The organism is Herbaspirillum frisingense GSF30, assembly GCF_000300975.2.
In the GTDB taxonomy this organism is placed as follows: Bacteria; Pseudomonadota; Gammaproteobacteria; order Burkholderiales; family Burkholderiaceae_D; genus Herbaspirillum; species Herbaspirillum frisingense.
This window is the reverse complement of the sequence record NZ_AEEC02000003.1, coordinates 49618-72276: the sequence shown is the minus strand read 5'-3', so window position 1 is coordinate 72276 and position 22659 is coordinate 49618. Positions and strand designations below refer to the sequence as shown.

18 protein-coding genes are annotated in these 22659 nt (G+C 63.0%); 6 read left to right on the top strand and 12 right to left on the bottom strand.

Annotated elements, in window-relative coordinates:
• Window positions 1–240: 240 nt before the first annotated feature.
• The 5 genes from HFRIS_RS03120 to HFRIS_RS03100 all read right to left on the bottom strand — a co-directional run bounded on the left by HFRIS_RS03120 (window position 241) and on the right by HFRIS_RS03100 (window position 5167).
• Window positions 241–1119 carry a proteasome-type protease gene (locus HFRIS_RS03120; protein ID WP_006461773.1) on the bottom strand — a complete coding sequence of 293 codons (879 nt, stop codon included), beginning with the start codon at window positions 1117–1119 and terminating at the stop codon, window positions 241–243.
• A 172-nt stretch (window positions 1120–1291) separates the two neighbouring features.
• Entirely contained in the window at window positions 1292–2302 is a 1011-nt protein-coding gene (locus tag HFRIS_RS03115; RefSeq protein WP_006461772.1) for an alpha-E domain-containing protein, read from the bottom strand.
• Window positions 2303–2304: 2 nt separating this feature from the next.
• Entirely contained in the window at window positions 2305–3732 is a 1428-nt protein-coding gene (locus HFRIS_RS03110) for a circularly permuted type 2 ATP-grasp protein (RefSeq protein WP_006461771.1), read from the bottom strand.
• 258 nt (window positions 3733–3990) lie between these two features.
• Entirely contained in the window at window positions 3991–4434 is a 444-nt protein-coding gene (locus HFRIS_RS03105) for a cupin domain-containing protein (protein ID WP_006461770.1), read from the bottom strand.
• Window positions 4435–4510: 76 nt separating this feature from the next.
• Window positions 4511–5167, bottom strand: a complete 657-nt coding sequence (locus HFRIS_RS03100) for a glutathione S-transferase family protein (protein WP_006461769.1) — start codon at window positions 5165–5167, stop codon at window positions 4511–4513.
• A 358-nt stretch (window positions 5168–5525) separates the two neighbouring features.
• On the opposite strand from HFRIS_RS03100, the gene HFRIS_RS03095 reads away from it, so the two are divergent.
• The 4 genes from HFRIS_RS03095 to HFRIS_RS03080 all read left to right on the top strand — a co-directional run bounded on the left by HFRIS_RS03095 (window position 5526) and on the right by HFRIS_RS03080 (window position 13915).
• On the top strand, window positions 5526–6752 hold the full coding sequence (locus HFRIS_RS03095; protein ID WP_006461768.1) for a polyhydroxyalkanoate depolymerase: 1227 nt from the start codon (window positions 5526–5528) through the stop codon (window positions 6750–6752).
• 244 nt (window positions 6753–6996) lie between these two features.
• Complete coding sequence (locus tag HFRIS_RS03090) at window positions 6997–10383, top strand: transglutaminase family protein (RefSeq protein ID WP_006461767.1); 3387 nt, start codon at window positions 6997–6999, stop codon at window positions 10381–10383.
• An 84-nt stretch (window positions 10384–10467) separates the two neighbouring features.
• Window positions 10468–12969 (top strand): circularly permuted type 2 ATP-grasp protein, encoded by a 2502-nt coding sequence (locus HFRIS_RS03085; protein WP_006461766.1) that lies wholly within the window; start codon window positions 10468–10470, stop codon window positions 12967–12969.
• 1 nt (window position 12970) lies between these two features.
• Window positions 12971–13915: a transglutaminase family protein gene (locus HFRIS_RS03080; RefSeq protein WP_006461764.1), complete on the top strand. Its 945-nt coding sequence runs from the start codon at window positions 12971–12973 to the stop codon at window positions 13913–13915.
• Between the two features lie 15 nt (window positions 13916–13930).
• Here HFRIS_RS03080 and HFRIS_RS03075 read toward each other — a convergent pair whose 3' ends face one another.
• The 4 genes from HFRIS_RS03075 to HFRIS_RS03060 are packed head-to-tail and all read right to left on the bottom strand — an operon-like array spanning window position 13931 to window position 18617.
• A complete protein-coding gene (locus HFRIS_RS03075) occupies window positions 13931–15982 on the bottom strand; it encodes a sodium:solute symporter family protein (protein WP_006461762.1) in 2052 nt (683 codons plus the stop codon).
• The gene (locus tag HFRIS_RS03070) at window positions 15972–16256 is read right to left on the bottom strand and encodes a DUF4212 domain-containing protein (protein WP_039874156.1); all 285 of its coding nucleotides are present in this window, start codon (window positions 16254–16256) and stop codon (window positions 15972–15974) included. Before HFRIS_RS03070 ends, HFRIS_RS03075 begins: the two co-directional genes overlap by 11 nt.
• A gap of 1 nt (window position 16257) precedes the next feature.
• On the bottom strand, window positions 16258–17856 hold the full coding sequence (locus HFRIS_RS03065; protein ID WP_006461759.1) for a sensor histidine kinase: 1599 nt from the start codon (window positions 17854–17856) through the stop codon (window positions 16258–16260).
• A 50-nt stretch (window positions 17857–17906) separates the two neighbouring features.
• Window positions 17907–18617 carry a response regulator gene (locus HFRIS_RS03060; RefSeq protein WP_006461758.1) on the bottom strand — a complete coding sequence of 237 codons (711 nt, stop codon included), beginning with the start codon at window positions 18615–18617 and terminating at the stop codon, window positions 17907–17909.
• A 281-nt stretch (window positions 18618–18898) separates the two neighbouring features.
• On the opposite strand from HFRIS_RS03060, the gene HFRIS_RS03055 reads away from it, so the two are divergent.
• Together HFRIS_RS03055 and HFRIS_RS03050 are read left to right on the top strand one after the other, a co-directional pair.
• On the top strand, window positions 18899–19315 hold the full coding sequence (locus HFRIS_RS03055) for a hypothetical protein (RefSeq protein ID WP_006461757.1): 417 nt from the start codon (window positions 18899–18901) through the stop codon (window positions 19313–19315).
• A gap of 210 nt (window positions 19316–19525) precedes the next feature.
• The gene (locus HFRIS_RS03050) at window positions 19526–20479 is read left to right on the top strand and encodes a Tim44 domain-containing protein (protein ID WP_006461756.1); all 954 of its coding nucleotides are present in this window, start codon (window positions 19526–19528) and stop codon (window positions 20477–20479) included.
• A 38-nt stretch (window positions 20480–20517) separates the two neighbouring features.
• On the opposite strand, the gene HFRIS_RS25145 is transcribed toward HFRIS_RS03050, so the two are convergent.
• From HFRIS_RS25145 to HFRIS_RS03040, 3 genes are all read right to left on the bottom strand, one after another.
• Window positions 20518–20748 (bottom strand): hypothetical protein, encoded by a 231-nt coding sequence (locus tag HFRIS_RS25145; protein ID WP_152486618.1) that lies wholly within the window; start codon window positions 20746–20748, stop codon window positions 20518–20520.
• 123 nt (window positions 20749–20871) lie between these two features.
• Window positions 20872–21837, bottom strand: coding sequence for an aliphatic sulfonate ABC transporter substrate-binding protein (locus HFRIS_RS03045; protein WP_006461755.1), 966 nt, complete (start codon window positions 21835–21837; stop codon window positions 20872–20874).
• A gap of 214 nt (window positions 21838–22051) precedes the next feature.
• Window positions 22052–22657 carry a sensor histidine kinase gene (locus HFRIS_RS03040; RefSeq protein ID WP_006461754.1) on the bottom strand — a complete coding sequence of 202 codons (606 nt, stop codon included), beginning with the start codon at window positions 22655–22657 and terminating at the stop codon, window positions 22052–22054.
• Between the last annotated feature and the right edge of the window lie 2 nt (window positions 22658–22659).

Below are 22659 nucleotides of genomic sequence, written 5' to 3'. Positions count from 1 at the left end.
CTAGGCTCGCCCTTGAAACAACTTCACCCGTTCGGACTGAGTAGGCCCATAGGGCCGTATCGAAGACGCTCCGGCCAATATACGGCAGCCTGTTGCGACAATCCGGGGCGCGCCTTCGATACGCGGCAACGCCGCTACTCAGGACGAACGGTAGTCAGCAATCCGGCAATAGTCGAGTGTTCGTCGTGTTTCAAGAAACACGAGAACAAGTTTCTTCAAGGAAATTCGGGGGGCGTACCCTCAGCCCGCCTGTCCCACATCCCCATCCTGCTCTGCCAGGATCTGTCGCGGCCCCGTCTGTACGCCGCGGGCCATGCCATTGGGCGGCGGCACGCGCACCGGTTCGCTGATGTCGGAGGCGGTCGAGAGGACATTGAGCGTGTCTTCCGGCAGGGCATCCCAGACCGGGTCGTCGATGGCCTCGAAGACGCGTCGCAACTGCGAACCCCAGCTGCGGCGGATCATCTGGAAATACTGGTTCTGCTCGTCGATGGTGACGAAACGGGTCACGGCCAGGTCTTCGCTCTCATAGACCAGCAGGTCCAGCGGCAGGCCCACCGAGATGTTGGACTTCAGCGTGGAATCCATGGAGATCAACGCACACTTGGCGGCTTCGTCCAGCGAGGTCTGCGGAGTCACCACGCGATCGATGATGGGCTTGCCGTACTTGGATTCGCCGATCTGGAAATAGGTGTTCTCGTCGTGCGACTCGATGAAGTTGCCGGCCGAGTACATCTGGAACAGGCGGCAGCGCTCGCCGCGGATCTGGCCGCCGAAGATGATGCTGACGTTGAAGTCGATGCCGAACTTGTTGAGCTCGGCCGCTTCGCGGTCATGCACGGCGCGGATGGCGTCGCCCAGGATCTGGGCCGCTTCGTACATGGAGGTCGCAGTCCAGATGCTGCGGCCCTCGGCATTGGTGCGCTCGGTCAGCATCTGGCGGATGGATTGCGAAATCGACAGGTTGCCGGCGGTCATCAAGACCATGACGCGGTCGCCCGGATTCTCGTAAACACTCATCTTGCGGAAGGTGCCGATATGATCGACACCCGCATTGGTACGAGAATCGGACAGGAACACCAGGCCGCTGTTGAGGCGCATGGCTACGCAGTAGGTCATGATGGAATCTTGGTACTTGGAAACGTAAAGCCGGATTTTACCGTAAGGCCCGGCGCCAGAGCTTGCGCACCGGGGGCATCTGTCGTGACGTACCTACAGTAACGGCCTGTTTCCGGAAAAGATGACAGCGGCTGTGCTCCTTTCTCATGCTGCAGAGCACAGCCGGGGCCACTTACGCTGCCAAAGGAACAAGAAAATCGCGGCTGATGCGATTGCCCAGCTCGAAGATGCGTTCCAGGAATTCGGTCAGGGTGTCGTGCAGACCGGCTTCCAGGATTTCCTCGATGCGGGCGAACTTCAGGTCGGCATGGAGCTTGCCGGCGAAGCGCTCGGTGTCGGCCGAGACATCGTTGCGCACATGGTGCAGGTTGGAGATCACATTGCCCATGCAGGCCAGCAGCGAGCGCGGCATGTCGGCGCGCAGGATCAGCAGTTCGGCCACGCGCTCGGGGGTGATGACGTCACGATAGACCTTGCGGTAGATCTCGAAGCCGGACACCGAACGTAGGATCGCGGCCCAGTAGTAGAAGTCCAGTTGCCCGGCTTCGTCGCGTGCGGCCTGGCTCTGTGATTGGGACTGCGATTGGGATTGCGCTTGGCCGTTCTGCTTCTGCGACTGCGCTTCCTTGGCGCCGTGGAACTTGACGTCGATGATGCGCGCGGTGTTGTCGGCACGTTCCAGGAAGGTCCCCAGGCGGATGAAGTGGAAGGCCTCATCCTCCAGCATGGTGCCGATGGTCACGCCCCGTGACAGGTGCGAGCGATGCTTGACCCACTCGAAGAAATCGCTGGGGTTCTGCTCCAGCGCATTGGTCTGCAGGTAGGACTGCATCTTGATCCAGGTGGCGTTCTGGATTTCCCAGGCTTCCGTGGTCAGCGCGCCGCGCACGGCACGCGCATTCTCGCGGGCCTGGCGCAGGCAGGAGGCGATCGACGACGGGTTGTTGGGATCGCGCACCATGAAGTCGATGACGTCCTTCTGCGTGAGCTTGTCGTATTTCTGGTTGTAGCCGTAGAGCAGTTCCGAGATGCCCAACACGGCGCGCCAGCCCTGCTCGGCGTCGTCGGTCGATTGCGGCAGCAGCGCGGTCTGTACATGCACATCGAGCATGCGGGCGGTGTTCTCGGCGCGCTCGGTGTAGCGGGCCATCCAGAAGAGGTGATCGGCGGTGCGGCTCAACATCGTTATTTCTCCAGAATCCAGGTGTCCTTGGTGCCGCCGCCCTGCGACGAGTTCACCACCAGCGAGCCTTCCTTCAAGGCCACGCGCGTCAAGCCGCCCTTGACCATCGTGATCTGCTTGCCCGACAGCACGAACGGGCGCAGGTCCAGGTGGCGCGGCGCGATGCCGGACTCCACATAGGTCGGGCAGACGGAGAGGGCCAGCGTGGGCTGGGCGATGTAGCCGTCAGGCTTGGCGATGATGCGGGCGCGGAAGTCCTCGATCTCCTGCCTGGTCGAGGCCGGGCCGACCAGCATGCCGTAGCCGCCGGCGCCGTGGACTTCCTTGACCACCAGCTTTTCCAGGTTGGCCAGCGTGTAGGAGAGGTCCTCCTTCTTGCGGCACTGGTAGGTGGGCACGTTGTTGAGGATGGGTTCTTCGGAAAGGTAGAAACGCACCATGTCCGGCACGTAGGGATAGATCGACTTGTCGTCGGCCACGCCGGTACCGATGGCATTGGTCAATGTGACCTTGCCGGCGCGATAGGCCTGCAGCAGTCCCGGTACGCCCAGCGCCGAATCGGGACGGAAGGCCAGCGGATCGAGGAAGTCGTCGTCGATGCGGCGGTAGATCACGTCGACCCGCTTGGGGCCGCGCGTGGTGCGCATGTAGACCACGTTGTCCTTGACGAACAGGTCCTGGCCTTCGACCAGTTCCACGCCCATCTGCTGGGCCAGGAAGGCATGCTCGAAGTAGGCCGAGTTGTACATGCCCGGTGTCATCACCACCACCGTCGGATCGGTCACGCCGGCAGGGGCCACCGAGCGCAGATTGTCCAGCAGCAGGTCGGGATAGTGATCGACCGGCGCGATCTTGTGGCGCTTGAAGAGATCGGGGAAGAGCCGCATCATCATCTTGCGGTTTTCCAGCATGTAGGACACGCCGGAAGGCACGCGCAGATTGTCTTCCAGCACGTAGAACTCACCCTCGCCGGCGCGCACGATGTCGACCCCGGCGATGTGTGCGTAGATGTCGTTGACCACGTTCACATCCTGCATCTCGCGCCGGTACTGGGCGTTCTGGAAGATCTGCTCGGGCGGGATGATGCCGGCCTTGACGATCTTCTGCTCGTGGTAGATGTCGTGGATGAACATGTTGAGCGCCTTGACGCGCTGGACCAGCCCGGCTTCCAGCTTGGCCCATTCGGCCTTGTGGATGATGCGCGGGATGATGTCGAAGGGGATCAGGCGTTCGGTGCCGGCATCGTTTCCATAGACGGCGAAGGTAATGCCGACGCGGCGGAAGATCAGGTCGGATTCGGCACGTTTGCGGGCGATGATTTCCGGCGATTGCGCGGAAAGCCAGCTGGCGAATTCTGCATAGTGCTGACGCACTTCACGATCTTCGCTGCCGGAGCCTCCTGAATACATCTCATCAAAAAAATGTGCCATAGGTTTGCTTCGCGTTCCCGTGGGGAGCGGGAATCTTTCTAAGTAGGTTGTAACGAAAACAGAGGCGGTAGGTACGGCAAAACACCAGCGGGATTGCAGCGTGAAGCAATGACCCTAGGGGACTGCAGCGGCACGCCAGAGGGGGCGTGCACGAAGAAAGACTAACAGAGCCCTGAAATTTTTGACAGTGGAAAATTGCACGCTTTTGCTCCTCTCATGCGCGGGTCTGCAGCCATGTCCTGCAGACCCGCATTGGCTTCAGTTGTTCCATGGAGTGGGTGCGGGTACCTCGCAGGGCGCCGGCATGTCGATGGTCTTGAAGTCGGCCGGACTGACGATTTCCAGGTACTCCATGTCCGGCGAATAGTCGAACAGGAAGTGCACGATGCCCGGTCGCTGGTGCACGCAGTCGCCGGCCTTGACCAGCGTGACCTCGGTGTCGTACATGAAGCGCGCCCAGCCCTTGAGCATGATGACGATGTGGAAGTTGGCCTCGTGCCGATGCCATCCGGTGCCGGTCTCGGGTGCCATGTTGGCCTTGACCAGCTGCGCTACCACCTGGCCGCCGGTGGCGGCGGCGATGCCCAGGTCGCGGTAGAGGAAGAAGTCGCGCAGTCCGCCCGTTTCATAGGGCGTGTCGCCCTCGCTCACATGCGAGAAGGTGTTTTGCGCCAGTACGCTTGCATCAGCTACGGTATTCATCACATCCATCCTTTCTGCGGTCTCCCGCAATGGGCCTGCGACAAAAAACGGGCGCGATCCTCTTCAATGCAGCGCCCTAGAATTCCACGTCGAGCTCGTCGATATCCTCCGGCTCCTTCTTGGCGGCGGTGATCCATTCCTGCATCTCCGGCATGGCCATGATGCGCTTGGCATAGGCGGTGCAGACGGGATCGAGTTTGACGTCATAGGTCATGAAGCGCGTGACCACCGGGGCATACATGGCATCGGCCATGGTGCGTTGTTCGCCGAACAGGAAAGGCCCGCCGTACTTGGCCAGGCATTCCTTCCAGATGGTGGTGATGCGCACGATGTCGGCTTCCGCGCGCGACCACACCTTGAAGTTGGGGAAGTGTCCCTTGAGATTCATCGGCAGCGCTGCGCGCAGGGCCGAGAAGCCGGAATGCATTTCGCCGCAGACCGAGCGGCAATGGGCGCGGGCGGCCAGGTCGGAGGGCAGCAGCTTGGCGCCGGGGCGGATTTCGTTGAGATATTCGGCAATGGCCAGCGTATCCCATACCAGTACATCGCCATGGTGGAGGCTGGGTACCAGGATGGAGGAAGACAGGAGCAGGATCTCTGCCCGTGCCGACGGGTCGTCCGGCGGCACGATGTCTTCCTCGAAGGAGAGCCCTGCGAACCTGGCCATGAGCCAGCCGCGCAGGGACCACGAGGAGTAGTTCTTGCTGGTGATGCGCAAAGTCGTCTTAGGCATGTCAGTCCTTTTTCTGTTTTGTGCAGGTTGACTTTGGGCACGCTGCCGCGTGAGCGGCGGTGTCATCTTCATCATCTTGATCAGCCCTTCCTGTCTGCGCGTCAGGAAAGGCACAGGCCGGTCACCGGCATGCGAGGGGATTGCTTGCAAAGCTTGTGCCAGCTCGCGGGAAATGCCCGCCTGCCCGACCGCGGGGTTTCCGTGCGGCCATCAATGCCGGTGCAGGGCCTGGAAAAGCGGTGGGCGGCGGCGTTTGCGGCCCATCGATGGCACGGCAATGGCACGACAATTGCATCCCGTGGTCAGCGAGCGGCAGTCAAGGAAACCAAGAAGAGACACTCCCGAGGGCGGCGTTTTCATGATCAATACCTATCAGCTCTACCAGAACTACGCCGACGCCACCGATCCACTGCGGGCCTGTGCCCGCATGATGGCGCCCATGCTGGGCATGACCTGGCCCGGCGTGCCGGCCCAGCCCTATCTGCGCAAGATGGCGTCGGCCTGCGAGGTCTTTGCGCGCACGCAGCTGACCCATGCCCGCCCACCCTTCGCCATCGGCGAGGTGGTCGACGGTGGACGCACAATTGCGGTGCACGAGGAAGAAGTCGCCGGTACGCCCTTCTGTGGATTGCTGCATTTCCGCAAGGAAACTTCAGCCCATCAGCCCAAGGTGCTGGTAGTGGCGCCCATGTCGGGCCACTTCGCCACGCTGCTGCGCGGTACCGTCAAGACCTTGCTGCGTGACCACGACGTCTACATCACCGACTGGCGCAATGCACGCGACATCGCCCTGGAGCATGGCCCTTTCGGCCTGGATGAATACGTTTCCCATGTGATCCAGTTCCTCACCGTGCTGGGGCCGGGCGCCCACCTGCTGGCGGTGTGCCAGCCCACGGTGGCGGCGTTGACTGCGGCATCGGTCATGGCCGAGGAAAACCATCCGGCCCAGCCGCGCACCATGACCCTGATGGCGGGGCCGCTCGATACCCGGGTCAATCCGACCGCCGTCAATGCGCTGGCCAAGAGCAAGCCCATCGCCTGGTTCGAGAAGAACATGATCAGTACCGTGCCGGCACGCCATGCGGGTGCGGGGCGGCGCGTCTATCCGGGCTTCGTGCAGCTGGGGGCGTTCATGAACATGAACCTGAACCGCCACGTCGACGCCTTCCGCAAGCTCTACCATCATCTGGTCGAGGGCGAGGAGGCGCAGGCGGCGCAGATCAAGGATTTCTACGAAGAGTACTTCGCCATGTCCGACCTGCCGGCCGAGTTCTACCTGGAAACGGTGCGCACGGTCTTCCAGGAACATGCGCTGCCGCTGGGCAAGCTGACCTATCGCGAGCGTGTGGTGGAGCCACGTGCCATTCGCCGCACCGCGCTGTTCACCATCGAAGGCGAGAAGGACGACATCTGCGCCGTCGGCCAGACCGTGGCCGCACAGGAAATGTGCAGCAACATCCGGCCCTATATGCGCATGCACCATGTTCAGACGGCGGTCGGGCATTACGGCGTCTTCAATGGCCGGCGCTGGGAAAACGAAATCTATCCGCGTCTGCGGGATTTCATTAATATGCATCACAGGTGAGCCTTCGGCGCCTGTCCCGTCTTGTTGAAGACCTGGTTTTCCGGATCAGAAATCCAGGTTGTCGCAGGCCGGGCACTTACAGTCTCACTTACACTCACAGCGAGGTCGCCTTCAGGATGTCTTCAGAAAAGTAATCAGGCGGTAAGAAAAACAAGGTATGCATGACGGGGCTCTGCGTCTGTCACTGCATGTCGCCAACAACCAAGCCCTGTGCTTGAACCATTGCTTGTCGTAAAGGAATTCCATGTCGATCCACGTGGCCCTGAACCATGTCACCTCTTACAAGTACGACCGTGCCATCAACCTGGGACCGCAAGTCATCCGCTTGCGTCCCGCTCCGCATAGTCGTACGCGCATCCTGAGCTATTCGCTGCGGGTTTTGCCCGAGCCACATTTCATCAACTGGCAGCAGGACCCGGAATCAAACTACCTGGCACGCCTGGTGTTCCCGGAGAAGACCACTGAATTCAAGATCGAAGTCGATCTGGTGGCCGAGATGTCGGTCATCAATCCCTTCGATTTCTTCCTTGAGCCGTATGCCGAGCAATTCCCCTTCGAGTACGCCAAGGACCTGCAGAACGAACTGATGCCGTACCGGCAGAAGCTGCCGCTGTCGCCGCTGTTCAAGAAATTCCTGGACAGTGTTCCGCGCGAGAAGGTGGGCAGTGCCAACTTCCTGGTGGCGCTGAACCAGAAGCTGGCTTCGCACATCGGCTACACCATCCGCATGGAACCGGGCGTGCAGACGCCGGAAGAAACGCTGGAACTGCAGTCCGGCTCCTGCCGCGATTCGTCCTGGTTGCTGGTGCAGTTGCTGCGCCACCTGGGGCTGGCGGCGCGTTTCGTCTCCGGCTACCTGATCCAGCTGACGGCCGACCAGAAGTCGCTTGATGGTCCTTCCGGCCCCGAGGCCGATTTCACCGACCTGCACGCCTGGTGCGAGGTCTACCTGCCGGGTGCCGGCTGGGTGGGGCTGGACCCGACCTCGGGCCTGTTTGCCGGCGAAGGACACATCCCCTTGTCCTGCACGCCGGAGCCGGCGTCGGCCGCGCCGGTGAGTGGCCTGGTCGATCCCTGCGAAGTGGAGTTCGAACACCTGATGTCGGTCAAGCGCATCTGGGAAGCGCCGCGTGTGACCAAGCCCTATACCGAGGAGCAGTGGGCCGCGATCGAACAGCTGGGTCATGCCATCGACGCCGACCTCCAGGCCAATGACGTGCGCCTGACCATGGGCGGCGAGCCGACCTTCGTTTCGCTGGATCATCCGGACGAGCCGGAATGGAATACTGCCGCCATGGGGCCGACCAAGAAGCCGCTGGCGGCCGAGTTGTACCACCGCATGCGCGACAAGTATGCGGCACAGGGCCTGCCGCACTTCGGCCAGGGCAAGTGGTACCCCGGTGAGCAACTGCCGCGCTGGGCGCTCAATTGCTACTGGCGTCGCGATGGCGAGCCGATCTGGATGAACCCGGCCCTGATCGGTGACGAGACCAAGCCCAACGTGACCGACAAGATCGTGACCAGCCACTTCCTGCACCGCGTGGCGCAGCGACTGAAGGTGGATGGCAAGAACGTCTTCCCCGCTTACGAAGACGTGTTCTACTACATGTGGCGCGAGCGCCGCCTGCCGGGCAATGTCGACCCCTTCGACTCGCGGGTGGATGACAAGCAGGAACGTGAACGCCTGATGCGTGTCTTCACGCAGGGCCTGCAAAGCGCCGTGGGGCATGTGCTGCCGCTGGCGCGACGCGATGACGGACGCGGCTGGCAGAGCGGAGCATGGTTCCTGCGCAGCGAGCGCTGCTATCTGTATCCGGGCGATTCGCCGCTGGGTTATCGCATGCCGCTGGATTCGCTGCCGTGGGTCAAGGAAGGGGAATACCCGGCGGTGTATCCGGCCGATCCCGCCCAGAGCTTCCGACCCTTGCCCAGCAATACTGAGATCCGTCGTCAGTTGGGTAGCCCCCAGGAGCCAGGTGGTCGCGTTGACAGGGCCAGCAGCATGGGAGCGGCCATCGGCGGGGGCGCTGAGGGCAAGATCGGCACTGCCGGTACCGTCGGTAGGGAAACGACTGCCACCCAGGCGGCGCCGGCCAGCTTCGAGTCGGCCAACTGGATCACCCGCACTGCACTTTGCGCCGAAGTGCGCAATGGCGTGCTCTACCTCTTCATGCCGCCACTGTCGCAACTGGAACATTATCTTGAACTCGTGGCCGCCATCGAGGCCGTGGCCGAGGAACTGAAGCAGCCGGTGCTGCTGGAAGGCTACGAGCCGCCCAATGATCCACGCCTGCGCAAGTTCAGCGTCACCCCCGACCCGGGCGTGATCGAGGTCAACATCCAGCCGGCCAACAACTGGAGCGAACTGGTCGAGCAGACCACGCACCTGTACGACGCTGCCCGCGCCTCGCGTCTGACGACCGAGAAGTTCATGCTGGATGGCCATCACTCCGGCACCGGCGGCGGCAACCACATGGTGCTGGGCGGCATCACCACCAGCGATTCGCCATTCCTGCGCCGGCCGGACCTGTTGCGCAGCCTGATTTCCTACTGGCACAACCATCCCTCGCTGTCCTACCTGTTCTCGGGCATGTTCATCGGTCCGACCTCGCAGGCGCCGCGCATCGACGAAGCGCGCAACGACTCGACGGTGGAAATCGAACTGGCCTTTGCCGAGATGGACAAGCAGGTCGCCAAGGGGGATTGCCCCCCCTGGCTGGTGGACCGGCTGTTGCGCAATCTCTTGATCGACGTCACCGGCAATACGCACCGCGCCGAGTTCTGCATCGACAAGATGTATTCCCCCGACAGTGCCACCGGTCGCCTGGGTCTGCTGGAATTGCGCGCCTTCGAGATGCCGCCACATGCGCGCATGAGCCTGACCCAGCAACTGCTGCTGCGCGGCCTGGTGGCGCGTTTCTGGAAGGACCCGTACAAGCCGGCGCGCCTGGTGCGCTGGGGAACCGAGCTGCATGACCGCTTCCTGTTGCCGCATTTCATCGAACAGGACTTTGCCGATGTGATGGCCGACATGAACGAGGCCGGCTATCCCATGCGCGCCGAGTGGTTCGCGCCGCACATGGAATTCCGTTGCCCCAAGATCGGCGACTATGCCGTCAAGGGCATGCAGATCGAATTGCGCACGGCGCTGGAACCCTGGCACGTACTGGGCGAGGAGAACAGCGGCGGCGGTACCGCGCGCTATGTCGATTCCTCGCTGGAGCGCCTGCAGGTCAAGGTCAGCGGCATGGCCTCGGATCGCTACGTGCTGACCTGCAATGGTGTCTCGGTGCCGTTGCAGCCCACTGGCACGGTCGGACAGTTCGTCTCGGGCATACGTTACCGCGCCTGGCAGCCGCCGTCGGCGCTGCATCCGACCATCCCGGTGGATTCACCGCTGACCTTCGATCTGGTCGATACCTGGAACGGCCGCAGCCTGGGCGGTTGCCAGTACCACGTGGTGCATCCGGGCGGACGCAACTACGAGACCTTCCCGGTCAATGCCTTCGAGGCGGAAAGTCGCCGCCTGGCGCGCTACTTCCGCATGAACCATACCCCGGGAAAATTGCGAGTCACCCCGGCGCGGCCGTCTATCGAGTTTCCTTTTACGTTAGACTTACGCTACTTCTAAAACTGAGCCGGGCGCGGCGTCTTGCCGCCTCTGGCGCTGCGCGATGCAGGCCGTCGCGCAGCGCAGCCTGGCCGCCAATGACCTATGCACCAGCGTCTACTGGAGAGCTATTCGGTAGCCAGCGATCGTTTCGACGAGATGCTGGCGGCCGACGGCCGCCTGCGCCCGCACTGGCGAACGCTGATCGACCAGCTTGAAAACCTCTCGCCGGAGATGTTGCGCCGGCGTGCCAACGAGGTGCGTGACGCCATCGCTTCCGATGGCGTGACCTACAACGTCTATGCCGATCCCAAGGGCGCCAATCGCCCATGGGAGCTGGATCTGCTGCCACACCTGGTGTCCTCGGAGGAATGGGATTTCCTGGAGCGCGCCGTAGCGCAGCGGGCGCGGCTGATGAACGGCCTGCTGTCCGACATCTACGGGCCGCAGTCGTTGATCGCCGAGGGTTTGTTGCCGCCGGCGCTGGTGTTCGGCCAGCACGGTTACCTGATGCCCTGCCATGGCTGGCAGCCGCCGGGCGGCGTGCATCTGCATGCCTATGCGATCGACCTGGCACGCTCGGCCGACGGTACCTGGTGGGTGGTCTCGGATCGTACCCAGGGACCGTCCGGCACCGGGTATGCGCTACAGAACCGCCAGATCATGGCGCGTGCCATGCCGGAGGCGCTGCGCGACATGCATGTGGAGTCGCCGCATCGCTACTTCCATACGCTGCGCGCGATGCTGACGCGCCTGGCACCGTCCGAGGGCGAGGTGCCGCTGATCGTGCTGCTCACCCCCGGCCCTTACAACGAAACCTATTCCGAACATGCCTTCCTGGCGCATACGCTGGGCTTTCCGCTGGTGGAAGGGGTGGACCTGACGGTGCGTGGCGAGCAGGTGTTCCTGAAGACCCTGAATGGCCTTCGTCGCGTGCATGCCATCCTGCGCCGCATGGACGACGACTACTGCGATCCGCTGGAGTTGCGCGCCGATTCGGCGTTGGGCGTACCGGGGCTGACGCAGGCGGCGCGCCTGGGCAATGTGGTGATCGCCAATTCGCTGGGCAGCGGCGTGCTGGAGTCGACCGCGCTGCACGGTTTCCTGCCGGCGATCAACGAGCGGCTGTTTGGCGAGCCGCTGATGCTGCCTTCGGTGGCGTCGTGGTGGTGCGGTGAAAAACCTGCGCTGGATTACACACTGGCGCATCTCGATGATCTGGTGATCGTGCCGGCGTTTTCCTCGATGCGCATGCAGCCGGTGTTCGGCCATGCCCTTACCGGCACGGCGCGCCGGCGCCTGATCGAAAGCCTGCAACTGCAGCCGCACGCCTATGCGGCGCAGGAATGGGTGCGCCTGTCGCAGGCACCGGTGATGTCGCGCAGCGGTGACTATCGCCTGATGAACCGCACCATCAGCCTGCGCGTGTTCGCAGTGGCCGATGGCGAAGGCGGCTACCAGGTGATGCCGGGGGGCCTGACCCGGGTGGCGCCGCGCCAGCGGCGGGATGTGGTGTCGATGCAGCAGGGGGGCACCAGCAAGGATGTGTGGGTGTTGCGCGAGGCGGAGCAGTGGGCGCCGAGTGCTGTGGAGGTCGTTCAGGGTGTCAACAACGTCACCGTCATCAAGGGCACGGTCGATGTGTCGTCGCACTCTGGTGAAAACCTGTTCTGGATGGGGCGGTATTCGGAGCGGGTGAAGAATCTCTCGCGCCTGTTGCGGACCACGCTGGAATTCACCCTTGATGGCCAGAGCGAAAGCCGGGGCATGCTGGGTAGCGTTTCATGGATCTGCAGCCAGCTCGGCGTGCAGATGCCCAAGTCGGAACCACGACCGACCATCACCGGCCTGCAGCAGAGCCTGCAGGCGGCGGTGATCGATCCGTCGGTGCCGGTCAGCGTGGCCACGCAATTGCGACAGCTGGCCAATGCCGCCTATCAGGTGCGGGAACATCTTTCGCTGGACAACTGGCATGCGCTGACCAAGATGCCGGCCATGGTGCAGGAACGCATCCATACCCCGGCTGCAGCCCAGCATGTGCTGGGCAATGTGATCGATGCCTGTTCCGGTCTGGCCGGACATGCGCTGGACGACATGACGCGCGATGCCGGCTGGCAGTTCCTGATGGTGGGCCGTCACATCGAGCGCATGGCCAACATGGCCGCGCTGTTCGACAACTTCCTGCGGTTGCCGCCGCAGCGCCAGACGGCGGCGCTGTCGTGGCTGCTGGAGGCGGCCAGCAGTATCGTGACCTATCGGGTGCGCTATCGCCGCACGCCGGAATGGCTGCCGGTGTTGCACCTGCTGGTGTTCGATGTCAGCAATCCGCATGGCATGGCCTACCAGTTCCGCATGCTGCAGCAATACATCAGCGATATCGCCCAGCAGCTCGGCCTGCTCAGCATGAGCATCCCCACGCACCTGTCCAGCCAGCTGGAGGCGATGAACCTGAACGAATTCGCCCACGATCATCCCAACATGGAGCAAGCCAATGCACGCCTGGTGCAACTGATGCGCGATGCGGTCAGCGGCGGCTACATGCTCTCCGATGACCTGTCGCGTCATTACTTCACGCCGCTGACCGCACCGGTCAGCCAGGGGGTCTGAGATGAGTGCGGATAGCCAGCGCGTGGTCTATCGCATCCACCACCAGACCCATTACGGCTATGCGCTACCGGTACGCCTGTCGCATCAGGTGCTGCACCTGACACCACGCGAACTGCCCTGGCAGCAGTGCCTGTCGCATACCGTCAACGTGCTGCCGGCACCCCAGCTGGTGCGCAGTTATGCGGACAATTTCGGCAATATCATCAAGGCCTTTTCCCTCGATACGGACCACACCAGCCTGGATGTGCAGGCCGATTCCTGGGTCGCCTTGACACCCCGTGGCCAGCCGCAGGAGAGCATGGCCTGGGACGAGGCGGCGATGTTGATGGCCTATCACGGCGGGCGGATGATGGCGCCGGGGATGCTGGACGCATCCAACTTCCTGTTCGAATCCTCGCACGTGCGCATCAAGCGTGAATTCATCCGGTATGCGGCTGAGTGCTTCGTGCCGGGTGTGTCGGTGGTGGAGGGGGTACGTGCGCTGATGATGCGTATCCATGAAGAGTTCGCGTTCGATCCGACTGCTACCACTGTCTCCACTCCGGTGACCGAGGTCTTCGTCAACCGGCGCGGGGTCTGCCAGGACTTTGCGCACCTGATGCTGTCCTGTCTGCGCTCCATCGGCCTGGCGGCGCGCTATGTCAGCGGCTATCTGCTGACCGAACCGCCACCGGGGCAGCCACGCCTGATCGGCGCCGATGCTTCGCATGCCTGGGTGTCGGTGTATTGCCCCGACCCCGCAGGGGGCGAGGGCAGCTGGGTCGATGCCGATCCGACCAATGGCGTCTTCCCCGATACCAGCCATATCACGCTGGGCTGGGGCCGCGATTTCCTGGATATCTCGCCGCTGCGTGGTGTCCTCATCGGCGGCGGCCAGCAGACCATGCAAGTGGCGGTCACCGTCATGCCGGGCGAAGAGGCGCGAGGGCTGCAGCTGTCGATCTGAGGTGATGCTCCGCGCTCAGGGCGTGCGGATATGGTCGATCAGCGCGATGGTGGCCTCATCCGGTGGCGGCGTGAGCAGGCTGACGATGACCATGGCCGCCATGCCCACCGGCACGCCAAAGATGCCCGCCGAGATCGGTGCGATGTGGAACCACTGTCCGGCTGCACTGCCGCCGAATGACGGGTTGGTGTGCAGCATGTAGTACACGCACATCAGGAAGCCGCACACGATGCCGGCAATCGCGCCGGCCTGGTTGGCGCGTTTCCAGAACACCCCCAATACCAGTGCCGGGAACAGCGTCGAGGCGGCCAGCGAAAACGCTGCGCCCACCATCGACAGGATATCGCCCGGCTTGAGCGAGGCCGCGTAGGCTGCCAGCAGCGCCACCACCAGTAACAGCAGCTTGGAAATGGTCACCCGCTTCTGGGTCGACGCACTGGGGTCGACCACCTTGTAATAGACATCGTGCGAGAGCGCATTGGAAATGGTCAGCAACAGGCCGTCGGCGGTCGACAGCGCCGCCGCCAGGCCACCTGCAGCCACCAGGCCGGACACGAAATAGGGCAGGCCGGCAATCTCGGGCATGGCCAGCACGATGATGTCGCCATCCATGGAAATCTCGCCCAGTTGCACCAGCCCGTCGCGGTTCAGGTCATTGATGGAGAGCAGCGGATTGAGCTTGTCCATGTTGCCCCAGTAATAGACCCAGTCCGGCAGGTGGCTGTAGCTGCTGCCCACCAGCGAGGTATAGATGTCGTACTTCACCAGCACCGTCAGGGCCGGCACGGTGAGGTAGATCAGCATGATGAAGAACAGGGTCCAGAAGACCGAACTGCGCGCGCCGGCCACGGTGGGCGTGGTGTAGTAGCGCATGAGGATGTGCGGCAGTGCCGCCGTGCCGAGCATCAGGCAGAACACCAGCGCCAGGAAATTGTTGCGCTTGATGTCGGAACTCTGTTTGTCGCGCCCGGGGAAGGGTTCGGTCTGCGAGACCGGCGGTTGCGCTCGGGCCAGGTTGGCGGCGCGGGCTTCGGTCCATTTGCGTTCGGCTTCCTCGGGCGACTTTGGGTAGGCCGACAGCGTGCGACTGGCGGCCTTGATGTCGGCCAGGGACGCGTGCACATCACGGCGGATCTGGTCGGCCTGGTTCTGCGCTTCCACCCGGCCATCGAGCCAGGATTGCGGCAGGTTGCGCAGCCGCCGTTCGTAGTCGTCGGCGCGGGCCTGGAAGATCTGGCGGACTTCCTTTTCCTTGGGATCGTCTTCCAGCTTGTGTTCCATGGCGCTGAGCTTGGGCAGCACCGCGCCGTAGGCCACCGGCGGCACCGGCACCGTTGCGTGCTTGGCGGAAAGCCAGATCACCGGGATCAGGTAGGCGAACAGGATGATGATGTATTGCGCCACCTGGGTCCAGGTGATGGCACGCATGCCGCCCAGAAAGGAGCACACCAGGATGCTGGCCAGCCCGAGGAAGATGCCGATGGAAAAATCGATGCCGGTGAAGCGTGATGTGATCAGGCCCACGCCATAGATCTGCGCCACCACATAGGTAAAGGAGATGAGGATGGTGGCCGCCACCGCGAGGATGCGGATGAAGTTGACGCCATGGCTGCCGGCGCGGCCGGGATAACGCGCAGCGAGGAAGTCGGCGATGGTGTACTGGCCGAATTTGCGCAGGTAGGGCGCGATCAGCAGCGCCACCAGGCAATAGCCCCCGGTCCAGCCGAGGATGTAGGCCAGGCCGTCGAAGCCCTGCAGGTAGAGGCCGCCGGCCAGGCTGATGAAGGTGGCGGCCGAGATCCAGTCGGCGGCGGTGGCCATGCCATTGAAGAGGGGTGGCACGCGCCGTCCGGCCACATAGTATTCGGGCACGTCGGAGGTGCGGCAGACCACGCCGATGCCGGCATACAGACCGATGGTGACGAACAGGAACAGGTAGCCGATCCAGGAACGTGGCATGCCTTCGCGTTCCAGGATGGCCAGCACGCACAGGAAGGCGATGAAGCCCAGCGTGTAGAAACCGTAGTAGCGGCATAGGCGCCGGAAAAAGTCCTTGTTACTCTCCATGCCAGGGCTCGCCTTGTTCACGTCTGACCAGTTGTTCGATGCGCCGCATGCGCCGTACGTAGATGACGACGATGGCCAGGTAGATCAGCATCATGCCCTGCGCCGCCATGTAGAAGGAGATCGGCCAGCCGAACAGGTGTACCTGGTCCAGTTCGCGGGCGAAGTAGATGAAGAAGAACGTGGCCAGGAACCACAGCGCCAGCAGCCATCCGGTCATGCGGCGCGTGCGGTGCCATTGGTTGCCGGGGTCGAGGGGAGGGGAGCCGTGGTCCATGTCAGGTGATGTCGTCTAGGAAAGGCGTATTGGGCATCATGCGAAAGCTCACGCGGAACAGGCTGCCCGGTTGTTTGGGATCGGTGCTGCGCGGGTTGTGGGTGATCTCGACGGCGGCATCGTGCTGCTGGGCGATCTCGCGCACGATGGCCAGGCCCAGGCCGCTGCCGGTGCTGGGTGTGCCGAGGATGCGATAGAAGCGCTCGAACACGTTGGCGCGCTCGGCGGCGGGGATGCCGGGGCCGTTGTCTTCCACTTCCAGGATGGCCAGGCCGCCCCCTTCGTCGGTGCGGGCGCGCACGGTGACGCGGCCGCTGCCGTCATGCGGCGTGTAATGCAGGGCATTGTCCAGCAGGTTGGACAAGAGCTCGCGCAGCATGATGGCGTTGCCGGTGATCATGATGGGATGGTTGGGCTGCTCGAAACCCAGGTCGATGCGCTGGGTGAAGGACATCGGCACCCACTCCTGCACCACGCTGCGGGCCAGTTCGTTCAATTCCAGTGCGGCCATGCCGCCGGACTGCGATTGCTGGTTCTCGGCGCGGGCCAGCGACAGCAGCTGGTTGACCAGGCGGGTGGCGGTTTCCGAACTCTTGGCCAGTTGTTCCAGCGAGCGGCGCACATCCACCTGATCATCCTGGCGCAGGGCCAGTTCGGATTGCATGCGCATGCCGGCCAGCGGGGTCTTCATCTGGTGTGCGGCGTCGGCGATGAAGCGTTTCTGGATGGCGATGGTCTGCGACAGGCGCGCCAGCATGTCGTTGAGCGACCGGACCAGGGGCGAGATTTCCTCGGGTACCTGGCCGGAGTCGATGGGTGAGAGGTCATCCGGCCGGCGCGCGCGGATGCGCTGCTGCAATTCGGACAGGGGCGACAGGCCACGCGAGAGTGCGAACCACACCAGCGCCAGTGCGACCGGCAGGATCACGAACTGCGGCAGGATCACGCCTTTGATGATTTCGTTGGCCAGCTGGGCGCGTTTTTCCAGGGTCTCGCCGACCTGGACCGTGGCCAGTCGCGGCTCGCGCTGCGCGGCGCGCTGGGCCGGACTACGACGCAGGTCCACCTGCAGCATGGCGATGCGCACATCGCTGCCGTGCAGGATGTCGTTGCGGAACTGCACGGTACCGATGGTGCTGCGATCTTCTTCTGCCGGCGGCTGCGGCATGTCGACGTCGCCTTCCACATATTCGCCGTTGGGGCCGGTGACCTTGTAGTAGATGTTGTCGATGTCGTCGGCGCGCAGCAGGTCGCGGGCCGAGACCGGCAGGCGCGCGACCACCTTGCCGTTGACTTCGGAGACCTGCTGGGCGAGTACGGTGACACTGTCTTCCAGGGCACGGTCGAAGGGCTGGTTGGCGATCGATTGGGCGATCAGGTAAGTGATGGCGATGCTCATCGGCCACAGCAGCAGCAGCGGGGCCAGCATCCAGTCGAGGATTTCACCGAACAGCGAGCGCTGGATGCGCTCTACCGGTTGCGTGGCCAGGGCGGCGCGCCGCTTCTTGCGGGGTGTCTGGCCGGGCTGGGCTTCGGGGTGCGACTGCGTCTGCGGCTCGGGCGTGGCGGACGCTGCGGCGGAGGGATCACGCGCTGTCATGACGGATCAGCGCGGGCGCGCGTGCGATGTGTGAGGGGGAGGGCGTTGGCTCAGGCCACGCTGTTGGATGCCACCAGCGGTGCGGTACCGGCTTCGGGGAGTTTTTCCAGGCAATAGCCGAGCCCGCGCACGGTAGCGATACGTACGCCGCCGACCTCGATTTTCTTGCGCAGACGATGGACATAGACCTCGATGGCATTGTTGCTGACTTCCTCTCCCCATTCGCACAGGTGGTCCACCAGTTGTTCCTTGGAGACCAGGCGACCCGTGCGTTGCAATAATACTTCCAGAAGTCCCAGTTCCCGCGCCGATAATTCCAGCATCTGCTCGCCGATATAGGCGATGCGACCGACCTGGTCGAACGACAACGGGCCGTGCTTGATCACGGTGGGGCCGCCACCGGCGCCGCGCCGGGTCAGGGCGCGCACCCGGGCTTCCAGCTCCGACAGGGCAAAGGGCTTGGCCATATAGTCGTCGGCGCCCAGGTCCAGGCCTTGCACACGTTGCTCGACGGAATCGGCGGCCGTCAGGATCAGCACCGGCAGGCGCGAATTGCGTGCGCGCAGGCGGCGCAACACTTCCAGGCCCGACATCTTGGGCAGGCCCAGGTCCAGGATCAGCAGATCGAAGTCCTGGGTCGACAGCGCCGAATCGGCTTCCACGCCATTCTTGACACAATCGGCGGCATAGCCGGAATGGCGCAGGGACCGGGTCAGACCGTCGGCCAGTACGCTGTCGTCTTCAGCAAGGAGGATGCGCATAGGAATCGGTCAGCGAGTCGGACTCGGCTGATTTGTCTCGGATGGTTGAATTGTTATGGTAATTTTCCTTCATATTCCACTAATTCAATTGCCAATGCAAATCAGGGAAATCCTGATAAACCGGGCAGCTTGATGCGCCGATCGCATGAAATGTAACAATTCCGGGATAGCGCATTGAACTATGACGCTTTGGCCTTATAGTATCGAGGCCGGCAACATTTACTTGCTGCCAGCGCAATTTTTGTTGATATAATTTCTCGCATCATTTGCTGGAAAATCTGATGAAACGTTTGTGGGTCCTTCTGCTGATCTGTCTGTTACCGGTGCAAGTTTTTGCAGCGGTGCTGACGTACGCCAGCTCGATGGCCGCAACCGATTTCTCCGTCCCGGTTCGGACCCACGCCACCGTGGCGGTGCAGCATCTTGCTGCCAAGACCGTTTCCCTGGCTGACCATGCCGCTACCGACGACCAGTCGCACGCCGTGGTGGCCGACGCCGCCGTCAATGACGATGACGGTGCCGGTTATGCTGACAGCGGTGAAGATTTTTCCACGCACGCGGGCATCGGCGACGAACCCGTGCTGATCCAGTCGCTGGCCGTCGTGCCGCAAACTTCCCGTCTGGCGCCCGCTCTGCGTAGCGATGCCGCCATGCAACCTCCCTTCCTGCCTCGCGCAGGACGTCCTCCCCGGGCCTGATCCCGTCGCCTAGCGCGACTGTCCTGCCGCGCCCGCTGAATTGCCCTTGAACCCCTGAGGCCACGCGTGCTGCGACTGCAGTGACATGCGCGTTCGCGACCTGCGCCCGCCTGCCTGCGCCGGCGCTGAACCAGCCTGGGTACCTCACCAGTTTTACGAATTACGGCCGATGTGACCGCATCACATCATCAGAATCCTCTAGGAGAAAGCATGAAAAAAGCATTTGTCGCGCTGATAGTGGCGGTGATGACGCTGTCTGTTGGCATTTCGACCGTCGAAGCCAAGCGTCTTGGCGGTGGCGGCTCGATCGGCAAACAGTCCTCCGGCGCCAGCCGTCAGGCGCAGAGTCCTGCCCCGATGCAACAGAACCAGGCCGCTGCCGCCAAGCCGGCCGCGCCTGCCGCCGCACCGGCTGCTGCCGCAGCCAAGCCGAGCATGTGGAAGGGCCTGCTGGGTGGCGCGCTGCTGGGCCTGGGCCTGGGCGCACTGCTGTCGCACTTCGGCCTGGGTGGCGCCCTGGCCAGCATGATCAGCACCATCCTGACCGTGGCCCTGATCGCCCTGGCGATCATGTTCGTGATCCGTCTGTTCCGTCGCAAGCAGGAAGCTTCGCAGCCGACGCCGGCCTGGGCTGGCGCGGCGCCGCAAGCCTCTGACAATGCCTCGGCCACGCCCCAGATCGGCTCGATGTTGAAGACCGGCGAAGCGCCTGCAGCTGCACCGCAAGGTGGTTTCGGTGGCGGTTTCGGCAATGCCGAAGCGGTCCCGGCCTACGGCGTCCCGGCGGGCTTCGACACGGTGGGCTTCGTGCGCAATGCCAAGACCTATTTCATCCGCCTGCAAGCGGCATGGGACAAGGCCGACATCAACGACATCCGTGAATTCACCACGCCCGAAATGTTCGCCGAGCTGCGTCTGCAGATCCAGGAACGCGGCGCTGCTTCCAACCAGACCGATGTGGTCTCTCTGGATGCTGAAGTGCTTGGCGTGGAGACCGTGGGCAATGATTACCTGGCCAGCGTCAAGTTCTTCGGTTTCATCAAGGAAGATCCGACTGCTTCGCCTGCCCAGTTCGCCGAAATCTGGAACCTGTCCAAGCCGGCTGCCGGCCAGGGTGGCTGGGTGCTGGCAGGTATCCAGCAGCTGGACCCGGTGTCGGCGTGATCGCAGCACCACAGTCCATGAAGTTCATGTAGCAAGTATCAGTTTGAAGTATCAGTTTGGCGCGGAAGGCGGCGGTTAGTGGATGAGCGTCGCCAGTCCGTTTTACCGCCGGCTTTTGCCGGCGGTTTTTTTTGTGCATTCCACGCCAGTCGTTTTTCAGGAAGTGTTCCGCAAAGACGCTGTTCCCGTCTTGAGCTGTTTCGTACCGACATCCCATCCTTGCCTTGCGCAAAAAAAAGCACCGCATCAGCGGCGCTCGTTTCATTCATCCCGTCTATCCTGCCTGTGCTTTTCGCGTCGGTGGGCACGTCCTTCCGAAAGCGGAAACAGCAGCGCCACCACAACCAGAAAAGCCAGCAACAGAAGGGTGATGCGATCCAGGCCGTCCATGGTCAGCCTTGCCCCGGTGTCCAGATCGCGACATCGCTGGAATTGACCTTTCTGGGTAGCAGGCCGGCGGCGAAGAAGGTATCGGCGATACGTTGCTGTTCGCCCAATGCATCCAGCCTGATGGCGCGCACCTCATAGCTGCGCCGGCTGTTGGCCAGGACGATGGTCTGTGCATCGAGCCCCCAGAGCGGCGCCAGGAAGGCAGCCGTCTGGTCGGGCTGTTGCTTGGCTTGTATCCCTGCCTTCTTCAATTCATCGAACACTACCTGGAGGACATCCGGACGCGCCTGGGCAAAGCTGGCGGAGGCCAGGTAGTAACGCTGATAGTCTGCCACGCCGCGCCCATCGGCCAGAATGCGCACCTGCGACTGCCGCTGCACACCCGCCAGGAAGGGATCCCAGGTCACCCAGGCATCGACGCTGCCACGTTCGAATGCAGCGCGCCCATCGGCTGGCGACAGATAGGCGGCATCGACATCGCTGAATTTCAGGCCCGCCTTTTCCAGGCTGGCGATCAGCAGATAGTGCACGCCGGCAGCCTTGGTCACCGCAATCTTCTTGCCCTTGAGTTCGCTCACCTGGCGCAGCGGCGAATCGACACGCACGACGATGGCCTGGGCCGATGGCGAGGGTGACTCCTGTGCCACATAGGCCAGCTTGGCCCCGGCCGCCTGGGCGAATACGGGAACCGTATCGGCAACGTCCGCACTGAGGTCGATACCGCCGACATTGAGCGCTTCCAGCAGCGGCAGGCCACTGGTGAACTCGTGCCAGCTGATCTTCGCGCCGGACGGTCCGAGACGCTTTTCCAGTGTGCCATTGGCCTTGATGATGGTCAGCAGGGTGGATGACTTCTGGTAGCCGATGCGGATGGTCTTGTTATCGTTCTGGGCCTGAGCATTCGGCTGCAGCAGCGCACCCAGGCCGAGCGCGGCCGGTGCCAGGCCGAGAAAATGTCTTCGTCGCATGGATTCGTTCTCGTGAGATAGGGAAGGGCGACGCCGCCTGTGAACGACCCGGATGGGGCCATACCCGCGTAGCGGCGCGACAAACCAGCACTCTAAGCACGAAGCCCGGGTGACAGAACGACTATTTTCACACTTGGATATGCGCTTTGCGTATGTGACGCTGGCGCCATGGGTCGATCAGCCGATCAGTCGATCGCGCCTTTGCCGACCCGTTTCAGGGCAGGCACAGCTCGAACAGCGCGCCGCCGTCCGGATGATTGGACAGGCGCGCCTCCCCGTGGCGCGTCTCCTTGTTGTGGGCGGTGGCAATCGCATTGCACAGGTCCATGCCCAGGCCGGTCGAGGGCTTCTTTTCCTGGGTGCCGATGCCGGGGCCGTCGTCACGCACGGTGAAGATCACCCCGCCTTCCGGATGCTTGCGGCAGCCGAGCACGATACGGGTGCGGGCAAAACGCCCGGCGTTCTGCAGGGCTGCTTCCAGGGCCAGGGCCACCAGGTGTTCGTCGAAGAAACCGATGACCGGCATATCGCTCTCGTCCACGGTCAGGGCGATCTCGCTGCTGCGGCTGACCGCCTGCTCGCGCGCCAGTGCCTCCAGGAAATCCAGTGGCGAGACCGCCTCGACCTGCGCGCGCAGGCCTTGCGAATCAGCCTTGTACAACGTCAGGAAGGCGATCAGCTTTTCCTGCAGGGCCAGGCAGGTGACATGGGCCTGCTGGGCGCGTGGCACGTCGTCCGACAGGCGGCGCAATTCCCCCTCTAGCACGCCCAGGGAGTTTTTGATGTCGTGAATGATGATCGCGGCAAGCTTGGGGTCCATGG